Origin of the sequence: Geodermatophilus marinus, assembly GCF_003428645.1 — a bacterium.
In the GTDB taxonomy this organism is placed as follows: domain Bacteria; phylum Actinomycetota; class Actinomycetes; order Mycobacteriales; family Geodermatophilaceae; genus Geodermatophilus.
The window spans coordinates 62,750-81,475 of the sequence record NZ_QVQH01000021.1 but is presented as its reverse complement, the minus strand read 5'-3'; the positions used below and the strand labels follow the sequence as shown (position 1 = coordinate 81,475).

At 72.2% G+C, this 18,726-nt stretch carries 20 protein-coding genes; 10 read left to right on the top strand and 10 right to left on the bottom strand.

All coding sequences use genetic code 11. The features are described from left to right. Positions 1–301: 301 nt before the first annotated feature. The 7 genes from D0Z06_RS19245 to D0Z06_RS19220 form a co-directional block, all read right to left on the bottom strand. Positions 302–811 (bottom strand): ATP-binding protein, encoded by a 510-nt coding sequence (locus D0Z06_RS19245; RefSeq protein ID WP_117379155.1) that lies wholly within the window; start codon positions 809–811, stop codon positions 302–304. A 328-nt stretch (positions 812–1,139) separates the two neighbouring features. Then, the gene (locus tag D0Z06_RS19240; RefSeq protein WP_117379154.1) at positions 1,140–1,451 is read right to left on the bottom strand and encodes a type II toxin-antitoxin system PemK/MazF family toxin; all 312 of its coding nucleotides are present in this window, start codon (positions 1,449–1,451) and stop codon (positions 1,140–1,142) included. Beyond that, positions 1,441–1,674 carry a hypothetical protein gene (locus D0Z06_RS19235; RefSeq protein WP_117379153.1) on the bottom strand — a complete coding sequence of 78 codons (234 nt, stop codon included), beginning with the start codon at positions 1,672–1,674 and terminating at the stop codon, positions 1,441–1,443. Before D0Z06_RS19235 ends, D0Z06_RS19240 begins: the two co-directional genes overlap by 11 nt. A gap of 494 nt (positions 1,675–2,168) precedes the next feature. Continuing rightward, entirely contained in the window at positions 2,169–4,034 is a 1,866-nt protein-coding gene (locus D0Z06_RS19230) for a TerD family protein (protein ID WP_117379152.1), read from the bottom strand. Between the two features lie 337 nt (positions 4,035–4,371). Then, on the bottom strand, positions 4,372–4,527 hold the full coding sequence (locus D0Z06_RS25125) for a PIN domain-containing protein (RefSeq protein WP_147332086.1): 156 nt from the start codon (positions 4,525–4,527) through the stop codon (positions 4,372–4,374). Between the two features lie 32 nt (positions 4,528–4,559). Continuing rightward, positions 4,560–4,784 (bottom strand): type II toxin-antitoxin system VapC family toxin, encoded by a 225-nt coding sequence (locus D0Z06_RS19225; protein ID WP_117379151.1) that lies wholly within the window; start codon positions 4,782–4,784, stop codon positions 4,560–4,562. Then, entirely contained in the window at positions 4,781–5,032 is a 252-nt protein-coding gene (locus D0Z06_RS19220; protein ID WP_147332085.1) for a hypothetical protein, read from the bottom strand. Before D0Z06_RS19220 ends, D0Z06_RS19225 begins: the two co-directional genes overlap by 4 nt. An 81-nt stretch (positions 5,033–5,113) precedes the next feature. Here D0Z06_RS19220 and D0Z06_RS19215 point away from each other — a divergent pair, with 81 nt between their 5' ends. The 3 genes from D0Z06_RS19215 (at position 5,114) to D0Z06_RS19205 (ending at position 6,504) form a co-directional block, all read left to right on the top strand. Next, the gene (locus tag D0Z06_RS19215; RefSeq protein ID WP_117379149.1) at positions 5,114–5,332 is read left to right on the top strand and encodes an excisionase family DNA-binding protein; all 219 of its coding nucleotides are present in this window, start codon (positions 5,114–5,116) and stop codon (positions 5,330–5,332) included. 41 nt (positions 5,333–5,373) lie between these two features. Continuing rightward, positions 5,374–6,288, top strand: coding sequence for a site-specific integrase (locus D0Z06_RS19210; protein WP_117379148.1), 915 nt, complete (start codon positions 5,374–5,376; stop codon positions 6,286–6,288). A 66-nt stretch (positions 6,289–6,354) separates the two neighbouring features. Beyond that, positions 6,355–6,504: an integrase gene (locus D0Z06_RS19205; RefSeq protein WP_117379147.1), complete on the top strand. Its 150-nt coding sequence runs from the start codon at positions 6,355–6,357 to the stop codon at positions 6,502–6,504. Positions 6,505–6,659: 155 nt separating this feature from the next. Here D0Z06_RS19205 and D0Z06_RS19200 read toward each other — a convergent pair whose 3' ends face one another. After that, positions 6,660–7,049: a hypothetical protein gene (locus D0Z06_RS19200; RefSeq protein WP_117379146.1), complete on the bottom strand. Its 390-nt coding sequence runs from the start codon at positions 7,047–7,049 to the stop codon at positions 6,660–6,662. 351 nt (positions 7,050–7,400) lie between these two features. Here D0Z06_RS19200 and D0Z06_RS19195 point away from each other — a divergent pair, with 351 nt between their 5' ends. The 7 genes from D0Z06_RS19195 to D0Z06_RS19165 all read left to right on the top strand — a co-directional run bounded on the left by D0Z06_RS19195 (position 7,401) and on the right by D0Z06_RS19165 (position 16,004). After that, positions 7,401–8,657 carry a serine hydrolase domain-containing protein gene (locus D0Z06_RS19195; RefSeq protein ID WP_117379145.1) on the top strand — a complete coding sequence of 419 codons (1,257 nt, stop codon included), beginning with the start codon at positions 7,401–7,403 and terminating at the stop codon, positions 8,655–8,657. Between the two features lie 713 nt (positions 8,658–9,370). Further along, on the top strand, positions 9,371–10,618 hold the full coding sequence (locus tag D0Z06_RS19190; RefSeq protein ID WP_233517812.1) for a PP2C family protein-serine/threonine phosphatase: 1,248 nt from the start codon (positions 9,371–9,373) through the stop codon (positions 10,616–10,618). A 124-nt stretch (positions 10,619–10,742) separates the two neighbouring features. Next, entirely contained in the window at positions 10,743–10,979 is a 237-nt protein-coding gene (locus D0Z06_RS19185) for a type II toxin-antitoxin system VapB family antitoxin (protein ID WP_117379144.1), read from the top strand. Next, on the top strand, positions 10,976–11,305 hold the full coding sequence (locus D0Z06_RS19180) for a type II toxin-antitoxin system PemK/MazF family toxin (protein WP_117379143.1): 330 nt from the start codon (positions 10,976–10,978) through the stop codon (positions 11,303–11,305). Before D0Z06_RS19185 ends, D0Z06_RS19180 begins: the two co-directional genes overlap by 4 nt. A gap of 387 nt (positions 11,306–11,692) precedes the next feature. Beyond that, positions 11,693–13,177, top strand: a complete 1,485-nt coding sequence (locus tag D0Z06_RS19175; RefSeq protein ID WP_117379142.1) for an MFS transporter — start codon at positions 11,693–11,695, stop codon at positions 13,175–13,177. 41 nt (positions 13,178–13,218) lie between these two features. Continuing rightward, positions 13,219–13,695: an SRPBCC family protein gene (locus D0Z06_RS19170; RefSeq protein ID WP_117379141.1), complete on the top strand. Its 477-nt coding sequence runs from the start codon at positions 13,219–13,221 to the stop codon at positions 13,693–13,695. Between the two features lie 341 nt (positions 13,696–14,036). After that, positions 14,037–16,004: an alpha amylase C-terminal domain-containing protein gene (locus D0Z06_RS19165; protein WP_117379140.1), complete on the top strand. Its 1,968-nt coding sequence runs from the start codon at positions 14,037–14,039 to the stop codon at positions 16,002–16,004. 127 nt (positions 16,005–16,131) lie between these two features. Here D0Z06_RS19165 and D0Z06_RS19160 read toward each other — a convergent pair whose 3' ends face one another. Further along, complete coding sequence (locus D0Z06_RS19160) at positions 16,132–17,367, bottom strand: Dyp-type peroxidase (RefSeq protein ID WP_117379139.1); 1,236 nt, start codon at positions 17,365–17,367, stop codon at positions 16,132–16,134. Between the two features lie 3 nt (positions 17,368–17,370). Beyond that, a complete protein-coding gene (locus tag D0Z06_RS19150) occupies positions 17,371–18,711 on the bottom strand; it encodes a hypothetical protein (RefSeq protein WP_199522422.1) in 1,341 nt (446 codons plus the stop codon). Positions 18,712–18,726: the final 15 nt, after the last annotated feature.

The following is an 18,726-nucleotide window of genomic DNA, read 5'->3' as shown; positions in this document are numbered from 1 at the left end:
CCTACCACCGCCGGCGTCGCCAAGACGCCCTCGGTCGACTCACGCCCATCGAGTACGAGACCATCACACCCACACTGGCCGCTCAGGCCGCCTGACCCAACCTGTCACCGATCCGTGCAGCAGTCCCTCCCGCAGACCCCAGCCGCCTCGGCATGGTCGGAATCACCGGCGGTCAGCGCATCGGCTGAGAGCTCAACCAGGTCCGCGCGGCCGTCTTGGCGGCCTCGATCACGGCCGCTCGAACGGCGGTGCAAACGGGGCTACCGCCTCTCGTCGCGACGCCCAAAGCCGGCCGAGCAACTCATCCAGACGCAAGGTGATCGTCTCGGCCACCGACGCGAGCACCGAGGGCCCTTCCGGTGAGCAGAGGCGGCGCACAGACGACGTGCGCCCACACACATTTGCGGCCGTCCGAGACCACCCAGCCGTGACCATCGCTGAGGCGGGCCACCAGATGCAGCCCCAGGCCACCCAAGGCGGCGTCACGACCCACGGCCGGAGTAGGTAATCGGTCCGGCTCGGCGTCGCTGACCTCGATCAACCAGCCAGTCGCGGTCAGAGTGACGGCCACCCGGGCCGGGAGACGACCGTGCCTGAGGGCGTTCGAACTCAACTCCTCGAACGTGAGCAGCAGCCGATCCGTGTCGTCGTCGACAGCGCCGGGCGGGCAGAACCCGACGGCCGCAGCCGCGCGCAGCCCTCGACGGAGCACCGCGAGGTCCAACGGCGTCTCCGGATCCCCCGTCCACGCCGGACGGCGACCTGCGCGTCCGGCCGGTGGTGACTTCTCAGGCCACGCCAGCTCGACCATGTCCGCTCCAGGCCCATCAGACCGTGGCTGATACGACGCGGAAGGTCCGCGCACCTGGATCGGCAGTCGCTCCTGGCCGTCTCTTCGACACTGATCCGTCTGCTACGGCGGCAACACCAGGCTACCGCTGTCGGCGGCAGGCGGCTCAGGCCCGCATCTCAACCGCCGGTGCCCCCTCCGCGGTGGGCCGACGCGATCGCATGACAACAGACGGCGCTGCGCCCTTGACTGCCCACCAGCCGCACGCCTTCGGCGACGTCCCCGAGGGTGGTGTAAGTCCAGGCCATGACCGCGTGGGTGATCAGTGGCGGGACAGGGACAGGTCTCGTTACAGGCCGAGGACGAGGCGCAGCGCGGCATCGACCTGGCGCAGCTCATCGAAGCTGAGGTGCCCGACCGACTCCCCCAGGCGCTGCGGATCGACGGCACTGGTCTGCTCGGCCAGCACCCTGGTCGAGCGCCCGACGATGGACACCTCGGGGCGGAAGGTCGCCGCGCGCGCCGAGGAGGACGTGGGCGCAACCAGCCATGTCGACAGTGGCAGCAGGTCGGACTGGACGACGACGGCGTAGCGGACGCCGGCCTGCTCGTGGCCCTGGGTGCCACGGGGAGCGCGCAGGCGGAAGACCTCACCACGCACGCAACGTCTCCATGTCCCGAAGGACCTGAGCCGCCTCGGCACGGTCTGCCTCATCGGCAGCCAGCGCAGCCGCTTCTGCACGCAGCCGGTCCTGCGCCGCGGTCCTGGCGGCCTCGATCAGAGCCGCCCGAACGGCGTTGGAAACCGAAGTGCCGTCCTGCGTCAAGACGGCCAACGCCCGTCGGACGTCCTCATCGGGGCGGAAGGTGATCGTGTCAGCCACCCCGACAGTGTCTCACGAATCGTAAGACGTAGGAACCGCAACTGCACGGAGGCCTCCTAGGGCCTGCATGAACGCTCAGGCACGTGGAAGGCACGAGTCCCGACCGGCGAGCCGTTCACCAGCACAGATACAGCTTCAGCGACCTAGCCTTCCAAGCTGGCCATGCGGGTTCGATTCCCGTCACCCGCTCCACGCGAAATCGCAGCTCAACCCGCCCTATTGGGCTCTCTGGAGAAGGTCCGGAGGACCCTCCGGACGGCCCGTTCGAACCCCTTCGTGACCCCTGTTTCCGCTGCGTGGGTCATGAATGGGTCACGCCGCCAAGCCGCATCCAGCTTGGTCAGAACCTCCGGGACCCCCTGGACGCGACTTCCGTGACCCCCCGGACGGGTCGCGGGAGCGCCGTCTATCGACCACCTGCCAACTTGGCGTGGCGCCCGGACGGTCGACCCGTCACCCGGCTCAGGTGGCCGCTGAGACAGGACGCCCCCGGGTCAGCCCTGTTCGTCGATGTCGACGCCGTGGCGGATGGCCAGGTCGGCGAGTGCGTCGGAATAGCCCTGGCCGACGGCGCGCCAGCGCCAGGTGCCGTGGCGCTGGTAGAGGGTGGCGAGGATGAGGCTGCGCTCGTCGGTGGCGGCGTCGAGCGTGGCGCGGGCGGTCGGCGCGCCATGTTCGTCGCGCAGGATCAGCTCGATGGGGCCGACGTCGCCGAAGGTGGCGGCGCCGTCGATCGCTGCGGCGAGGAGCACTCGCCGTTGTGTCGGCGGTAGCCGGTCGGGCCGCAGTGTGCAGATCGCCTCACCGGCGATCCCGGTGGTGAGGGCGACGGCGCCGGTGGGATGTTCGGGAGCGTTGTAGAAGACGAAGTCCTCGTCCACACTGACCTGCTCGTCGGGATCGACGACGAGGGCGACGACGTCGACGTCGAACCGGTCGGTTGCGTGGCGGCCCGGGGTCGCCCAGCGCACCTCGGCGAGCCAGTCCGCGTGGGCCGGGAGGTCCACGACCTCGCCGCGGACGAGGACCCGTGGTGCCGGCGCTGTGACCGTGACCGGTGGGGTGGGCGGCGGCTCGGGAGCCGGCAGCACCACGACGCGCTCGCCCGGCTGCGGCGGCCACGAGGTGGGGGTGAGGGTGTCGGCGTCGAGGGGGCGGACGCCGAGTGCCTGCGCCCGGCCGGTCCGCGGATCCGGCTCGACGCCGGGGACGAGCACGACATCGGTGACCGAGCTGGTGAGGTTGACCGCGACGCTGGCACCTGCTGCGAGGAGCCGTTCGCGGACCGCGGCGGCGGCGTCGTGCGAGCCGCCCAGCACCAGCACGCGACGGCCGCTGAGCGGCCCGCTCGGCACCGGCGGGCGCGCCGCTGGGGCTGCTGCGGCGCGGCTGCCGATGGCGACGGTTCCAGTGGCCTCGACGGTCTCCGCGGCCTTGGGCTGCCCGGGTGCGACGGCGGTCAGCAGGCTGAGGAGCTCGGGTTCGGTGATGACCGGTGTGCGGTGCTGGCGGGCCCGGGCGGCCTTGCCGGTCTGCTGGTCGGCGCGGTTGCACACCAGGACATGGGTGCGACCGCTGACGGTATTCATGACGTCGAGCCCGGCCTCGGTGCAGCGACGGGTCAGGATCTCCCGCGGGGTGCTCGTCGATCCGGTGATGACCACCTTCATGCCCTGCGCCAGCGGCGTACCGCGAGCCCAGGGGCCGGGGGTCCGCCACGGGCACGGGGTGCGTGGCGCCTTGGCCGGGAACGGTGCGGGCGCGGCGTCGGCGCAGGCCGCCAACGGCAGGTCGAGGTCTAGCCGCGCGGCCCACACCAGGGAGTGCCGCAGGATCTCCACCAGCACCCGGACGTCGTCCTCGGCGTCGTGGGCCCGCAGCGCCTGCACGCCCCAATAGTCGGCGACCGAGCCCAGCTTGAAGTCGGCGACGGGCAGGTCCAGCCGACGGGTCAGCGCCAGCGTGCACAACCGCTCCTCCACCGGCAGCCGCCGGCCGGCGCGCCGGGACTCCGCGGCCAGGAAGCGGTGGTCGAAGTGGGCGTTGTGCGCGACCACGACGCGCCCGTCGACCCGGCGGGACACGTCATCGGCCACGTCGGGGAACTGCGGCGCCCCTCGCAGTTTCGTCCGGGTCAGTCCGTGGATGTGGGTAGGGCCGGGATCGCAGCCCGGGTCCAGCAGTGTCGACCAGCTCGACTCGACCGCCCCGTCGGCGGCCATCTGGGTGACCGCAACCTGCAACACCCGGTCACTGGCAGCGCTCAGCCCCGAGGTCTCCACGTCCACGACCGCATAGCCGAACGGATAGCGCCGTGCGACCTCCGCCGGCAGCACCGCTGAGGACAGGACCCCCGTCATGGCCCGCAAGGTAATTCCGGTCAGTGATCGTTTCGTTGACCCTGAGGCGTGTCGGGGCACTCGGGAAGCTGATGCACCCGCCAGCCCCGCCGCCGCCGGGACGCACCAGCCGGTCCAGGCACTCATCCAGCTGATCCGCACCGAGTGAGCCCATAAGCGCCTCGGTGGACCACCGCCAGCGGCCGCCCAACACCACCGAACGCCACTGGAGCATCGCCATGATCAAGAGGGACACACCTAATGCACTGTGAGGGCCGCGACTCGTTGTGACGAGTGAGCCGAGGGCAGCGCGGGGCGTCGACCCGGGGGGAGGCCGCTGCTCGACGCCGCACGCCCGTTACCAGACGACCTCGACGGCGCCGGATCGCCCGACGGTCGTGATCGCGCGGTCCTTGGTGACCAGCGGAGCCTCGAGATCGATCGCCGTCGCGGTGACCAGCCGGTCCCAGGGGTCCCGGAGCGCCGCAAGCTCGGCCGAGTCGAAGTACGCCACGACAGGGCCCGTGATCGCGGCCGAGTTGATGTTCAGCTCGGATCCTGGGTGACCGCCCACCAGCGTTGGACGTCGGCCCGGCTGAACCGGCCGGCCCGCTGCAGGTAGTGCAGGTCGAGGCGGCTCGCTACAGAGACGACGATGCCACTGCCGGGGTCCTGCTGGGCTTGCTGGAGGACTTCCCGGGCTCGCACGCTCAGCCGTTGATCGGCCTCGAGGAACCAGATGAGGGCATGCGTGTCCACGACGACCTTCACCGGTCGGGGAACGTGGGACCGGACTCGACGTCCTCGACGGCCAGGCTGCTGGCCGCCTCGAAGTCCTCCCAGGACACCTCAGGGAGCTGTCCCCGGAGCGCGCCGTAGGCCGGACGGATCGGGGGACGGTCGACCTCGGCCACGATGCGCAGGTGCGCGCCCGGCCGGACACCGTGGCGCGCCAGCTCCTCGGGTGCGATGCCGCCGTCGGCACCCACCACGACCTCGAAGCCTGGGTCCGCGCTCACGCTTTCCATGATCACACGGCGAGACATCGACCGGAACCAGGACCGGAGGAGCACTGGAGGACGCCGGCGACGCTCGTCCTCATGACGACGCGACGAGCGGCACAGGGGCAGGATCTCGACCGCGACCCGCTGCTGACCGTCGCGCAGGCCGGCGAGTACCTCGGCACCAGCGAGCGGTTCGTCCGCCCGCTCATCACCGAGCGCCGGATCGGCTACGTGAAAGTCGGCAAGTATGTGCGCCTGGAGCGCTCGACGCTAGACGCCTTTGTGGACGCCGTCCGCGTCCCCAGCCAGCGGTGACGCCGACCGACGACCGCTGACCCGCCCGCCAAGGTCGCGCCGTGGCCAAGCGGACCTTCGGCACGGTCGACCGGCTCCCGAGCGGTCGCTTCCGCGCCCGGTACCGCGGCCCCGATGGTCGGCGCCACGCCGAGGTCTTCAGCACCAGGGCCGACGCCTGGGCCTGGCTGGCCACCCAGCAGACCGACCTCCTCCGCAAGAGCTGGCGGGCACCGACCTCCAAGCGCCCGACGGTCGTCGAATACGCCGAGGACTACCTCGCCCGCACCGACCTCCGCGAGAGCACCCGTCTCCTCTACTCCGGCCTGTGGCGCCACCACCTCGCCGGGCCATGGGCCGACGTCCCCGTCGACGAGATCACCCCGGCCGCCGTCCGCGCCTGGCACGCCAAGACCGGCCAGGCGACGGGCCCCACGGCGCTGGCCAGGTCGTACCGGCTCCTGCGTGCCATCCTCAACATCGCGGTCGCCGACGAGGCCATCGCCTCCAACCCCTGCCGGCTGCGTGGGGCCGGCACACCCAAGGCCTCCCGGCCCTCCCGGGCGCTCACCGCGGCCGAGGCCCTGCAGCTGGCCGAGCAACTGGGACGTGACCGGAGGACCGAGCGCTACCGCGCACTCGTGCTCGTCGTGGCCTTCGGTGGGCTCCGGTTCGGCGAGGCCACCGCGCTGCGCCGGTCCGACGTCCTGCCCGGCGGCCGGCTACGCGTCGAGCGGTCGGTCCGTCGTCTCGGCGGCCGGTGGGTGGTCGGCGAACCCGAGACCGACGCCGGACATCGCACCGTCACCCTCCCCGCCGCCATCGCAGCCGCACTGGAGGATCACCTGGAGAAGCACGTCCCCGACTCTCCGGACGCTCTCCTGTTCACCACCAGTTCCGGCGGCTACCTCGCCCGCAGCAACTGGAACTCGACCTTCCGCCGCGCCGCCGGCGCCACCGGCCTGCTGGCGGTCTGACCGCACGAGCTCCGCCACACCGGCGCCACCCTCGCCGCTGCCACGGGCGCGACGACGAAGGAGCTCATGCGCCGGCTCGGCCACTCCTCTCCCGCCGCCGCGCTCCTCTACCAGCACGCCGCCGACGACCGCGACGCCGACATCGCCCGCGCCCTCGACGCCATGCTCGGCGCTGCCAGCGGATCTCCGGACGACGTTCCGGGGCAGGACGAATAGCACCCCGGCCGCGAGCCTGCCCCCTGCTGATGTGGTGCGGGCAGCGGCCATGGGATGTCCCTGAAGCGGCCCCCGAAGGGGTACCGCACCGCCCTGATGGTGAGCGGGAACGGTGGGGACGCTCACTGAGGCACCCACGGCCGCGATTGAATGGTTCACACGGCGGGAGACGGCTCGGGGCTTGGGTCCGCTGCCGGTGCAGCAGATGCGGAGGCCGCACCATCCGCTTCAGCGGGCCGCGTGGACGTCGCGATGTGCAGGGCCAGTCCCAGGACGACCAGCACGGCAAGCGCAGGCAGCCGCTCGTCGGTCACGGAGTCGTTCTGCTGCTCGGCGATGATGGTCAGTAGGTCCTTCGCCACCCACCCATTGACCACCTGCTGCTGCGGCGCGCCGTGCGTGCGCGCTTCGTTGAGCCCATAGTCGGCCAACGCACTGGCGATGTCCGAGGATCGATCGCTGGACTCGTCGGGGGCCATTGCGAACCAGACGACGATGGCAGCAAGGGCCAGCAGGATGGCGCCAACTCGACGAGCAAGGGGCACGGTCGCTCCTGGCGAACGGGGCGGCACTCGACGCCCGATGCGTTACGTGGCCGTGCCGGTTATCGGCAGACCCACCAGGCTCTCGCGTCGAGAAAACCTCGATCAGCAACGGTGGCGGGTCCAAACTCGTGCGCGTCATCGACCAAGGACAGTCCCGTGGTCTGGGCGAGAGCCGCTCGGCGCGGAGCCGTGGCCGGTGTCCCCAAGCGGCCCATTCCGGGACAGGCTTCGGTGACGCCCACCCCGCAGGGAGGGCGGCTGCGAGCTCGACGACAGCCGGTAGTCAGCCAGCCCGTTCGAGGTGGGCCAGCGGCATATGGTGGGCGCCCGTCCCACTCGAGGGAGTGACGCATGACACAGGTTGAATCTCGCCTCTCGTCTCCGGAGTCGGTGGGGATGAGCGCCAACCGGCTTGAGCGCATCGCGCCTGCGCTCCAGAAGTACGTTGACGAGCGCGGCTATCCCGGCTTCGCGACGCTGGTGTCACGCCGCGGCCAGCTCATCCATGCCGGGCTGGTCGGTTGGCAGGACCGGGAAGCAGAGGTGCCCCTGGCCGAGGACACGATCTACCGGTTGTACTCGATGACCAAGCCGATCATCTCCACTGCGCTGATGACGCTCTTCGAGGAGGGGAAGTTCCAGCTCGTCGACCCTGTCGCCAAGTGGATCCCGGCGTTCGGGGCAACCAAGATCGCCGGGCCAGGCGGGACGCTCGAGGATCAGTCGCCGCTACGCCCGATGCAGATCCGCGACGTGCTGACCCATACGAGCGGGCTCACCTATGACTTTCTCGAGGACTTCCCGGTGTCGGAGCAGTACCGCCAGCACCGGATCTGCAACGACCCGACGCGCACGCTGGAGCAGTTCGTAGATGAGCTCGCGACGCTCCCGCTCGCCTTCGCGCCCGGGACGCAGTGGCACTACAGCGTGGGCATCGACGTCGCGGCCCGTCTGATCGAGGTCATCTCGGGCCAAGAGCTCGGCGACTTCCTCCAGGAGCGACTGTTCGGGCCACTCGGCATGACCGACACCGCCTTCGGCGTTCCCGAGTCGGCACGCGACCGCCTCGCCGCCATGTACGGCCTGCCGGACATCGTCAGCAAGGACATGACCTTCAGCAAGCTCGCGATGGCGTTCGCCACGGGCGATCTCGGCCGCCGGGAGGTGGAATCGACCTACCCGAGCGACACGCCGGACGTCTTCCAGCGCGGCGGCCACGGCCTGTTCGGCACCGCGTCGGACTACCTGCTCTTCGCGAACATGCTGCTCACGGGGAAGGCGGAGGACGGCACCCGCATCATCGGCCGCAAGACGCTCGAGCTGATGCACACGAACCATCTCGACCCGGCACTGCTCCCGTACGCGCTCGCGGGCGTACCGGTGCCCGGCCACGGGTTCGGCCTGGGCTCTCGCGTCGCCATGGACCTCGGCCCGGCCGCGCTGACCGGCTCTCCCGGCGAGTCCGGCTGGGCCGGTGCGGCGAAGACCTATTTCTGGGTCGACCCGGTCGAGGAGATCGTCGGCGTGCTCATGACGCAGCACATGGTGGGCTTCGACCTGCCCGAGGCCGACTTCCGGGCAGTCGTGTACGGGGCAGTCGAGGACTGACCGGCGGGTCCCGGGCGGCGGCGGGTTCTCCGCCGCCTGCGGGCGACCATCTCGTGCCACTGCACGCCCATGAACTGCTCGACTCCTTGTGCAGGCCAGTCGGGAGTCGTAGGCCCGGCCCAAGCGCGGATTGCCGACCAGTCAGCGCTCGGGCGTCTCAGAGGCCGCGTTCAGGGCGACCCCGCCGAGCGAGCCAGTAGCAGGCCACCTGCTGCGGTGGGTCACGCGTGGGTCACGCCGACCCCCTGGGTCATGTCTGGGTCACGAGCCACGTCAGGGCGCGACAGCAAGCCGCTGATCAGGAAAGACGCCGAGGAAGGTCCCGCCTTCCCAGCTCGCCGTGCGGGTTCGGTTCCCGTCACCCGCTCCGCGCGTTGCTGCAGGGTCAGCCGGCCTGTCAGTGCCTCAGCGCAAGGTCCGGAGGGCTCCCCGAAGGGCCCGGTCCGCCCCTGCGGACGGCCCGCCTCGTGACCACGACCGTGTCACGCGGTGAGCCCGAGGTCTGGTCCGGCAGCCCATGCGAGGCGATCCGCCGCCGCCCGGCCGTCGACGACGGCGGACCGTCACGTACGCCACCGCGGGATCTGCCACCTGCCGGCGGCGCCTGGGACCAGCCGGACGACGGGCCGGACCGGCTGCCGCCGCATCCGGCGAACCGACTCCACGATGCGGCAGCACCGGGAGCGCCGGCTGGCCCGGTTAGCCTCTGTGCCGTGGATGAGTCGAGCGTCGGGGGCATCGACGTCGGCCAGCTGCTGGAAGAGGTCGAGGCGGCCGCGCCGGTCGACTCGGTCCCGACGGTCGCGGCGCGGCTCGCCGAGATGGTCGGCGCCCGCAAGGTGCACCTCCTGGTCGCCGACGTCAGCGGGCGGGCCGTCGTCCGGTTGACGTCCTCGGGCCCGGTCGAGGGGGCCCGCAGCCACGGCGTCGAGCAGGCCGAGACGCTGCCACTGGCGGGAACCGCCTACGAACGGGTCCTGCGGACGCAGCAGGTCGACGTGCAGCAGATCGATGCGGGCGCCCGGATCGTCGCTCCGGTCACCAGCCGCGGAGACGCCATCGGCGTGCTCGAGCTCGAGCTGCCCCGCCTCCCCTCCACCCGGCAGGTCACCGACATCGGCAGCGCCGCGCACGCACTGGCCTACATCCTCATCGCCGCCCGCCGGCACACCGACGTCTTCGAGTGGGGGATGCGCTCCACCCCCTTCTCCCTCGCCGCGGAGATCCAGCGCCGGCTGCTGCCGACGTGCTACACGTGCGAGGCCGGGCAGTTCACCCTCGCCGGCTGGCTGGAGCCGGCGACCTCGGTGGGTGGGGACACCTTCGACTACAACCTCGACCGCACGTGCCTGCAGATCTCGATCACCGACGCCGTCGGCCACCAGGTGGCGGCATCCCTGCTCGCCACCCTGCTCGTCGGCGCCCTGCGCAACGGACGCCGGAAGGGGCTGAGCCTGCCCGAACAGGCCGGCTACGCCAACGACGCCCTGGCCCAGCACGCGGCGCCCGGCCAGTTCGTCACCGGCCAGCTCGTGCGCATCGACCTGCCCTCCGGCACGGCGACGATCGTCAACGCCGGCCACACCCTGCCGCTCCGACTCCGCGGCGGTGTCGTGGAGGAGATCGAGCTCCGTGTCGAGCCGCCGTTCGGGGTGCTGGCCGGCAAGGCCTTCCAGGTGCAACCCCTCCCCCTCGTGCCGGGCGACCGGATCGTCTTCCTCACCGACGGCGTGCAGGAGCGCAACGCGGCAGAGCTGGACGTCGCCGCCGCACTCCGCGACACCGCGGACCTGCACCCGCGCGAGGTCGTGCACGCCCTCGGCGCCGCGGTGCTGCGGGCGACCGGCGGGAACCTCCGCGACGACGCCACGATGCTCTGCCTCGACTGGTACGGCGGAGCCCCCCGCAGCCGGAACACCGAGCAGGGTGCCGACCCAGGCCGCGCCTCAGCCATCGCCTGACCCACGCGTCCGGACGGATGCCGGCCTGCCCGCCCGCGGGCGTCGACGCGCGGCCCGGCGGCTGCGGAGCCGTCGTGCGGCTGTCACCGTGATGCCGCAGACACTGGGATGGCATGATCGTGGCATGAGCAGAACACGGCTCAGCACCACCGTCGACGACGACCTCCTGCAGGCTGCTCGACGGGTGCGATCAGGCGACACCGACGCCGCCATGATCGACGAGGCGCTGCGCGCGCTGCTGGCGCGCCACCGGTCGGCCGAGGTCGACGCGAGCTACACCGCCTACGACGAACACCCCCTCGATGAACCGGACGAGTGGGGTGACCTGGCATCGTTCCGCGAGGCCGCCGCCCGGTCGTGACCACGCTGCCCGCACGCGGTGAGGTCTGGTGGTGCGAGATGCCCGAGATCGGGCGCCGCCCGGTCGTCGTCCTCTCCCGCGACGCAGTCATCCCCCGACACCGGCGCGCACTCGTCGCGCCGTGCACCACCACGATCCGCGGCCTCGTGAGCGAGGTCGGCCTCCAGCCCGGCGAGGACCCGGTCCCCCGCCGCTGCGTGGTCAACCTCGACTCCGTCGAGAGCGTCTCCGTCGCGGTCCTCGTCGAGCGGCTCGGACGGCTGGCGGGCACCCGCATGCGGCAGGTCTGCGGAGCCCTCGCCGTCGCGGTCGACTGCGCGGACTGACGCTGCGCGCTGAGGTACAGGCAGGGCGCGATGTCCACCTGACCAGGCACTGACCGGCCAAGAGAGCGCCTGCAGTCGGCAGCCCTCCGGGCCGGCCAAGCGCGTTCGGCTCCCGTCACCCGCTCCGGTGCGCCGCCGCGGGACACCCGCGCGTGCCACGCGGTCGTGGACCATGGGTGTGCAGCCGTCCGTGGGCCCCCTTCGACGGGTGATGACCGGCGGTCCCGTCGGCGGCTCGCCCTCGCGGGCCACGCCCCTTGTGCCCGACTCGCGGCGACCTCCGGACCGTCACCCCGCCGAGCGCTCAGTTCCGGCCGGCCGGGCGGTCGAACGTGGTGGCCGGCCCTCGATCGGAGGACGGTGACGACGAGGAGGGGACGGCGAGCCATGAGTCCGACGACGCGGGGCCGGGACGCCGGCGACGACGGCGCACGGGCTCCGCGGCTGGATCTGCGCCGCGGCACCCAGCGCACGTTCGCCCGCGTGCTGGTCAACGCGCTGTTCGTCTCCGTCGTGAACTACACCCTCTGGTTCGCGGTGACCTTCTGGGTCTACCTGCAGACCCGCTCCGTCTTCGCCACCGGGCTGATCGCCGGCATCTTCCTGGTGGCGACGGCGTCCACGGGCATCTGGTTCGGCAGCATCGTCGACCACCACCGCAAGCACCGGGTGTTCCAGGCGTCCGCGGCGGTGTCGCTGGCCATCTACCTCGTCTGCCTGGTGGGTTACCTGCTCACGCCGCCCGAGGTCTTCCGCGACCCGGCGAGCGTGCGGCTCTGGGTCTTCGTCGTGCTGCTCATGCTCGGCGTCATCGCCGGCAACCTGCGCACGATCGCGCTGCCGACGCTGGTCACCCTGCTCGTCCCGGAGGGCCTGCGGGACCGGGCCAACGGACTGGTGGGCACGGCATCCGGGGTGTCGTTCCTGGTCACCTCGGTCATCAGCGGCCTGCTCGTGGCGGTCGGCGGGATGCGCTACGTGCTGGTGCTGGCCGTGGTCGTCCTGGCCGGCTCGCTGCTGCACCTGACCCGGGTGCCCATCCCCGAGCGCCGGGTGGTCAGCACGGCGGCGGCCGAGGGTCAGGGCTCCGCCGGTCCGCCGGATGGCCCGGATCCGGGGCGCGGCGTCGACGTCCGCGGCACGCTGCGGCTGGTCCGCGGCGTCCCGGGCCTGCTCGCGCTGATCGCGTTCTCCTGCTTCAACAACTTCCTCGGCGGGACCTTCATGGCGCTGATGGACGCCTACGGTCTCTCCCTGGTGTCGGTCGAGGTGTGGGGCCTCCTCTGGGGTGCGCTGAGCGCCGCCATGATCGTCGGGGGTCTCGCCATCGCCCGCCTGGGGCTGGGCGACAACCCGGTTCGCACGCTGCTGCTGGTCAACCTCGTCCTGTGGCTGGGAACGGCGCTGTTCCCGCTGCGCTCCTCGATCGTGCTGCTCGCGATCGGGATGGCCGTGTTCATGTTCCTCGTGCCGTTCGCGGAGGCCTCGGAGCAGACAGTGCTCCAGCGCGTGGTGCCCTACGAGCGGCAGGGCCGGGTGTTCGGTTTCGCGCAGAGCGTGGAGCAGGCCGCCTCCCCGCTGACCGCGTTCCTCATCAGCCCGATCGCGCAGTTCGTCGTCATCCCGTTCATGACCGACGGCGCCGGCGCCCGCACGATCGGCGGCTGGTTCGGCACCGGTCCCGACCGCGGCCTGGCGCTGGTCTTCGTCGTCACCGCGCTGGTCGGTCTGCTGGTCACCGTGCTGGCCCTGCTCAGCCGGCCCTACCGGCGGCTGTCGGCCGCGTACCGCGGCTCGGCCCCGACGACGGGGGACGCCGACGTCCCGACCCCCGAGGCGACCGTGGGCGCCGGGGTCCCGGAGCCCGCCTGACCCGACGAGGTCATCGCGCTGATCGTCTACGCTGCGCCGCCATGGCGACGGACACCTACACCGTGCAGCGGTCGGCGACGATGGCCGCGCCCCCCGAGCGCGTGTACGAGCAGATCGCTGACTTCCACCGGTGGACGGCCTGGTCGCCGTGGGAGGACGTGGACCCCACGATGCGCCGGGAGTACTCCGGCGCCGAGGCCGGCGTCGGCGCCGTCTACGCGTGGTCGGGCAACCGCAAGGCCGGCGCCGGCCGGATGACCGTCGTCGAGGCCGACGAGCCCTCGCGGGTCCGCATCGACCTGGCCTTCGACAAGCCCTTCAAGGCGCGCAACGACACCGCCTTCGAGATCACGCCCGAGGGTGACGGCTCGCGGGTCACCTGGCGGATGACCGGTGTCAAGACCCTGGGCGTCCGGGTGATGAGCCTCGTCAAGCCGATGGACGCCATGGTGGGACCGGACTTCGAGAAGGGCCTCGCCCGCCTGCGCGCGGTGGTCGAGGCGCCGGCGGCCGGCTAGCCGCAAGCCGTCCAGTGGGGCGTCGGGGACGTCCACGGGCCGTCTTCGCAACGTCGTGCGGATCCGGTTCCCCACGAGCCGGGCATCGGCCCGCGGCCCGGACGGCGTTCGGTGGAGCGGCCATGCGTGTCCGATCCCCGTCACCGCTCCACGCGTTGCCGCAGACCGAGCGGTCGGTGCGACCACCCCTCCGACCCGCGCCGCCGGCCGCTCAACCCTCGCGCCACCGTGCGGTGACCACGCCGGCCATCGGGCAAGGGCAGCGGTCGTGACGGCCGGGTGACGCCGCCGCCCTAGCCTCCGGGCGCACGAGGGTCCTGGCGGCGGCACGGGAGGTCGGCATGGCGATGTCGCAGGAGCACGTCACGGCCGGCACACCGATGGGCGCCACTCCGGTGGACGGCGGCGCGACCTTCCGGGTCTGGGCGCCACGGGCGCGGGAGGTGTACGTGGCGCTCGGGGACACCCGTGCCTACCGGCCACGCCCCGAGGACCTGCTGGTCCGCGGACCCACACCGGATCACTGGGCGGGGTTCGCCCCCGGCGTCACCGACGGCACGTACTACCGGTTCTACGTGGTCGGCGCCGGCGGCGACGCGGACCTCAAGCGGGACCCCTGGGCCCGCGAGCTGGAGCCGGGGGTACCCCTGGTTGACTGCGACTGCGTCGTCCGCGATCGCACGGCCCACCCCTGGCACGACGACGGCTGGCGGCCGCCCCGGTTCCCCGACCTGGCCGTGTACCAGCTGCACGTCGGCGTCTTCTCCGCTCGCGACGAGAACGGCCGCGACATCCGGCGCGGCCGGGTCGCCAAGCTGCTCGACGCCGTCGACCGCGTCGAGTACCTCGCCGACCTCGGCGTCACCGCCGTCCAGCCGCTGCCGCTCGTGGAGTTCCACGGCGAGTGGAGCCTCGGCTACAACGGCACGGACCTGTTCTCGCCCGAGACCGACTACAGCGTCCCGCCGCAGGAGCTCGACCCCTACGTGGCCCGGGTCAACCGGCTGCTGGCGCAGCGGGGACGGGCGCCGGTGCGCCGGGAGCACCTGCTCGGTCAGGTGGGTCAGCTCAAGACCTTCGTCGACCTGTGCCACGTGTACGGCCTGGCCGTGCTGGTCGACGTCGTCCACAACCACGCCGGGGGCGACCTGGACCGGCACAGCCTCGACCACCTCGACATGCCGCCCGACCCGGGCCTGCACAACAGCCTCTACTTCTCCGACCGCGGCTGGGCAGGCGGGAAGGTCTTCGCCTTCGACCGGCCGGAGGTCCGGTCCTTCCTCATCGGCAACGCGCTGATGTTCCTCGAGGAGTACCACGTCGACGGCCTGCGCTTCGACGAGGTGACGGTGATCGACGACAACGGCGGCTGGTCCTTCTGCCAGGACCTCACCTCGACGCTGCGCTTCGTCAGGCCGTCCGCCGCGCTGATCGCCGAGTACTGGGGAAGGCACCGGTGGCTGGCCGTGCAGCCGCCACCGGGCGGGATGGGCTTCGACATCGGGTACGCCGACGGGCTGCGCGACGGCGTCCGCGGCGTCCTGGCGCAGGCGGCCGGCGGCGTCACCGCCCCGGTGGACCTCGGTCCCGTCCGCCGGGGGTTGCAGCGGCCCTGGGGCACGCACTCGGCATGGCAGGCCTACCACTGCCTCGAGAACCACGACCTCGTCCTGGACGCCGACGGCGACCACCGCCACCCCCGCATCGCGCGACTGGCCGGCGGCGGGGACGCCCGCTCCTGGTTCGCGCGCAGCCGCGCCCGGGCCGCCACGGGGCTGCTGCTGACCGCGCCCGGCGTGCCGATGCTGTTCATGGGCCAGGAGTTCCTGGAGGACAAGCTGTGGTCCGACGACCCCCACCGGGACGACCTGAAGATCTGGTGGGACGGCCTCGAGGGTGCCGACCGGCACATGGCCGACTTCCACCGCTGCACCCGCGACCTGCTGCACCTGCGCCGCCGGCACCCGGCGCTGCGCGCCGAGCCGGTCGTCGTGCACCCCCTGGACGACGCGGCCCGCGTGCTGGCCTTCCAGCGCTGGGTGCCCGGCGTCGGCCGCGACGTCGTCGTGGTGGTCAGCCTCCGCGAGTGGACGTCCTACGGCGACTTCGCGCTCGGCTTCCCGCGCCCCGGCCGCTGGCACGAGGTGTTCAACAGCGACCACTACGACCACTGGCCCAACCCGGAGGTCCGGGGCAACGGCGGGGCCGTGGTCGCCGACGGCCCTCCGCTGCACGGGATGCCGGCCTCGGCGCGGATCACCGTCCCGGCCAACAGCGCGCTCGTGTTCGCCACCGATCTCGGGGACTGACCGCCGACGTCCGGCCCGTCCCCGCGACCTCGGCGAGCCCGCCGCCGCAGGCCTCGACGAGGGGCGACCGGCTCCGACACGACCTGCAGCACGCGGTCCCGCACGGTGGGATGCCCGGCCGGTTCGATCAGCCGAACACGGCGGCGCCGGGGAACGGCTCGTCGGGGACGAGCGGGGGGACGAGGTAGATGCCCGCCCCCCGCACGGTCAGCAGGCGGTCCATCCCGGCTGGCTGCTGTCCCGCCTCTCCGCCGAAGTTGACGTCGCCGAGCCACTTCTGCTGCCGCAGGACCCTGATGAGCCGGTCCGGGGTGTCCTGGAAGCTCACGAAGTTCAGGCCGGCCCGGAAGCCGGGCGCGACCGGTGAGGGCTCGAGGAACTCGTAGCCCTGGCGGAAGATCCGCAGCGAGTTCGGGCGTGCGGCGTCCTCGAACTTGTTCTGGTTGGCGCGATGGACGTGGCTGGCCTGCACCACCGGGTCGTCGACCGTCCCGGGTTCGCGGAACTCCTCGTTGCCGGCATCGACGACCTCCGTGGTGGCGGCGACCGGGCAACGGGGATCGGGCCGAGGACCGCCCTCGGGGGTGCGGCCGACGAGCGGGGATCCGGTGAGCTTGTCCCGGCCCACCAGCAGCTCCTGCTGGTCGCGCGTCAGGTCACGCCAGAGGTCCAGGTCGACGGCGAGGCGGAGGAACGCCAGATAGGTGCCTCCGATGATCCAGTCGTCGCCGGCCGCGGTCTCCCCGTCGATCTGGATCACGCGGGCGCGCTGGTCACTGCGCAGGTTGGAGATGCCGTCGTGGAAGTCGATCCAGCTGCGACCGTCGGCCCGCTGGAAACCGGTGAAGACGGCGCTGATGGCCAGGAGGGCAACCCCGAGGGCGGGGTCGGCGCGGTCGTGGAGCAGCTTCCAGGTCTCGACCACCGGCCGGTGGACGCCGAGCGCCGTGTCTGCGGTGAACTGCACGCACACCTCCTCGGTCGCCGGGTTCTGCCTGACGTCCGGGGCGTACTGCAACCCCCGGCCGCTGAGCAGCGGCCCGCCCCCCGAGGGGCTGGCGGAACGGAAGCGGAACTCGGGGGCGAAGGTCGCGGGCAGGGTCCGCCCGGCGCCGGCCAGGTCGAAGACCTTGGGGCCGTACCCGATCAGGACCTGCAGGCCCCCGGGGTCGACGGGATGGCCGGGCAGATCCCGCACCGTCCCGCGCGTGAGGTCGCGGTACACCCCCCACAGCTCGGCGAGCAGCTCACCGACCCGCTCGGCACCGGTGCCGCGGTCCGCGCGCAGGAACAGCTGGGTGCAGTGACCCGGCGGGCTCGCTCCAGGGCCGTGGAAGATGCCCTCCTGCAGGGTGCCCGCCATGGCTCACCGGTTCCGGGCCATCGCGTTCCGGGCCATCGCGTTCCGGGCCATCGCGTTCCGGGCCATCGCGTTCCGGGCCATCGCGTTCCGGGCCATCGCGTTCCGGGCCACCGTGCGGGGGGCGATCCGGATCGACCCCTGCTCCTGGTCGAACTCGGTCCGCAGCTGCCGGATCGACTCGCAGACCCCGGCCTCGTTGCAGCGGATCGGCTCATCGCTGCCCTGGAGGACGACGCGTTCGCCGTCGGTCACCGGCGACTCGGGTCCCAGCGTCACGAACGGTCCGACCTCGAGTTGGCGGACCACCTGGAACCCGCCGCGCAGGGGCTTCTCGACGTCCCCGAGGACGACGGTGATGTCGTCGAGGAAGTGCGGATCGCTGTCGCCGGGGCCGAACTCCAACCGCTGGAACCTGTCCGGTTCCCCCCGGCTGAACCGGACCCACTCCTCGGGGACCGGCCCCCCGTCGAGGGCGAACACGTCGGCCGTGAAGCTCTTCAGGTACATGCCCAGGGGGTTCGTGAAGGCGACCGTCCGGCCGGCCACCGCGGCACCGGCGGCGGCCATCGCCGCGGCGGGATCGGCGTGCCGGCACGCGAGGTGCGCCACGTCGAAGGCGCGGAAGATCTCCTCACGACTGGCCGGCTCGACCCCGTCCGGCGTCTGGCGCACGTACGGCCGGGCACCGAACATCACGATGTAGAGCAGGTCGTCCAAGCCGTTGATCGGATGGGTCATGAACAGGGCGTTGGCCGCGTTCAGGGACCCGATCGGCTGCGCCGGCACCCCGGCGGCGGCGAGGTCCCGGTTCCCCCCGTGGCCGGCCATGTACGTCGCGAAGGCGACCGTGCGCTGCCGGGGGTCGAGCGCTGCGGGATCGCTCACGCCGGGGCCGTAGAGCTCCTGCCAGGCCGGCTGGACGCCCAGCATGCTCTCGACCAGGTCCCGCACGGTCGGCGGCGACCAGGTGGCCAGCATCAGCCAGTACTCGGACAGCTCGGTGGTGACCTGCACCCGCTTCGGTCGCACGACCCCGTCGGTGTCCGCGGCCATCTGCACGGCGTACTCGCAGTACTCGTTGTGGAGCACGTGCCGGCCCCGCACGCCCCAGTCCGACAGCTGCTCGGCAGCCTCCGGGCCGAGGCAGGAGCCCGGTTCGGCGGGATCGCCGAACCAGCCGACCTGCACCGTGGTCGCGTCGGCCCCCGTGTCGGGCTCCGGGCTGAAGAACCGGCTGCCGAGGGTCGGCTCGTGCGCGGCGTGGGCGGCCTGGACGAGGCCGTTCCAGCGGCCGATCAGATCGTCGGGGAGGTGGTCGGCCCGGCCCGGGGGGTCGTACGGCATGGCTCGCCTCTCGTC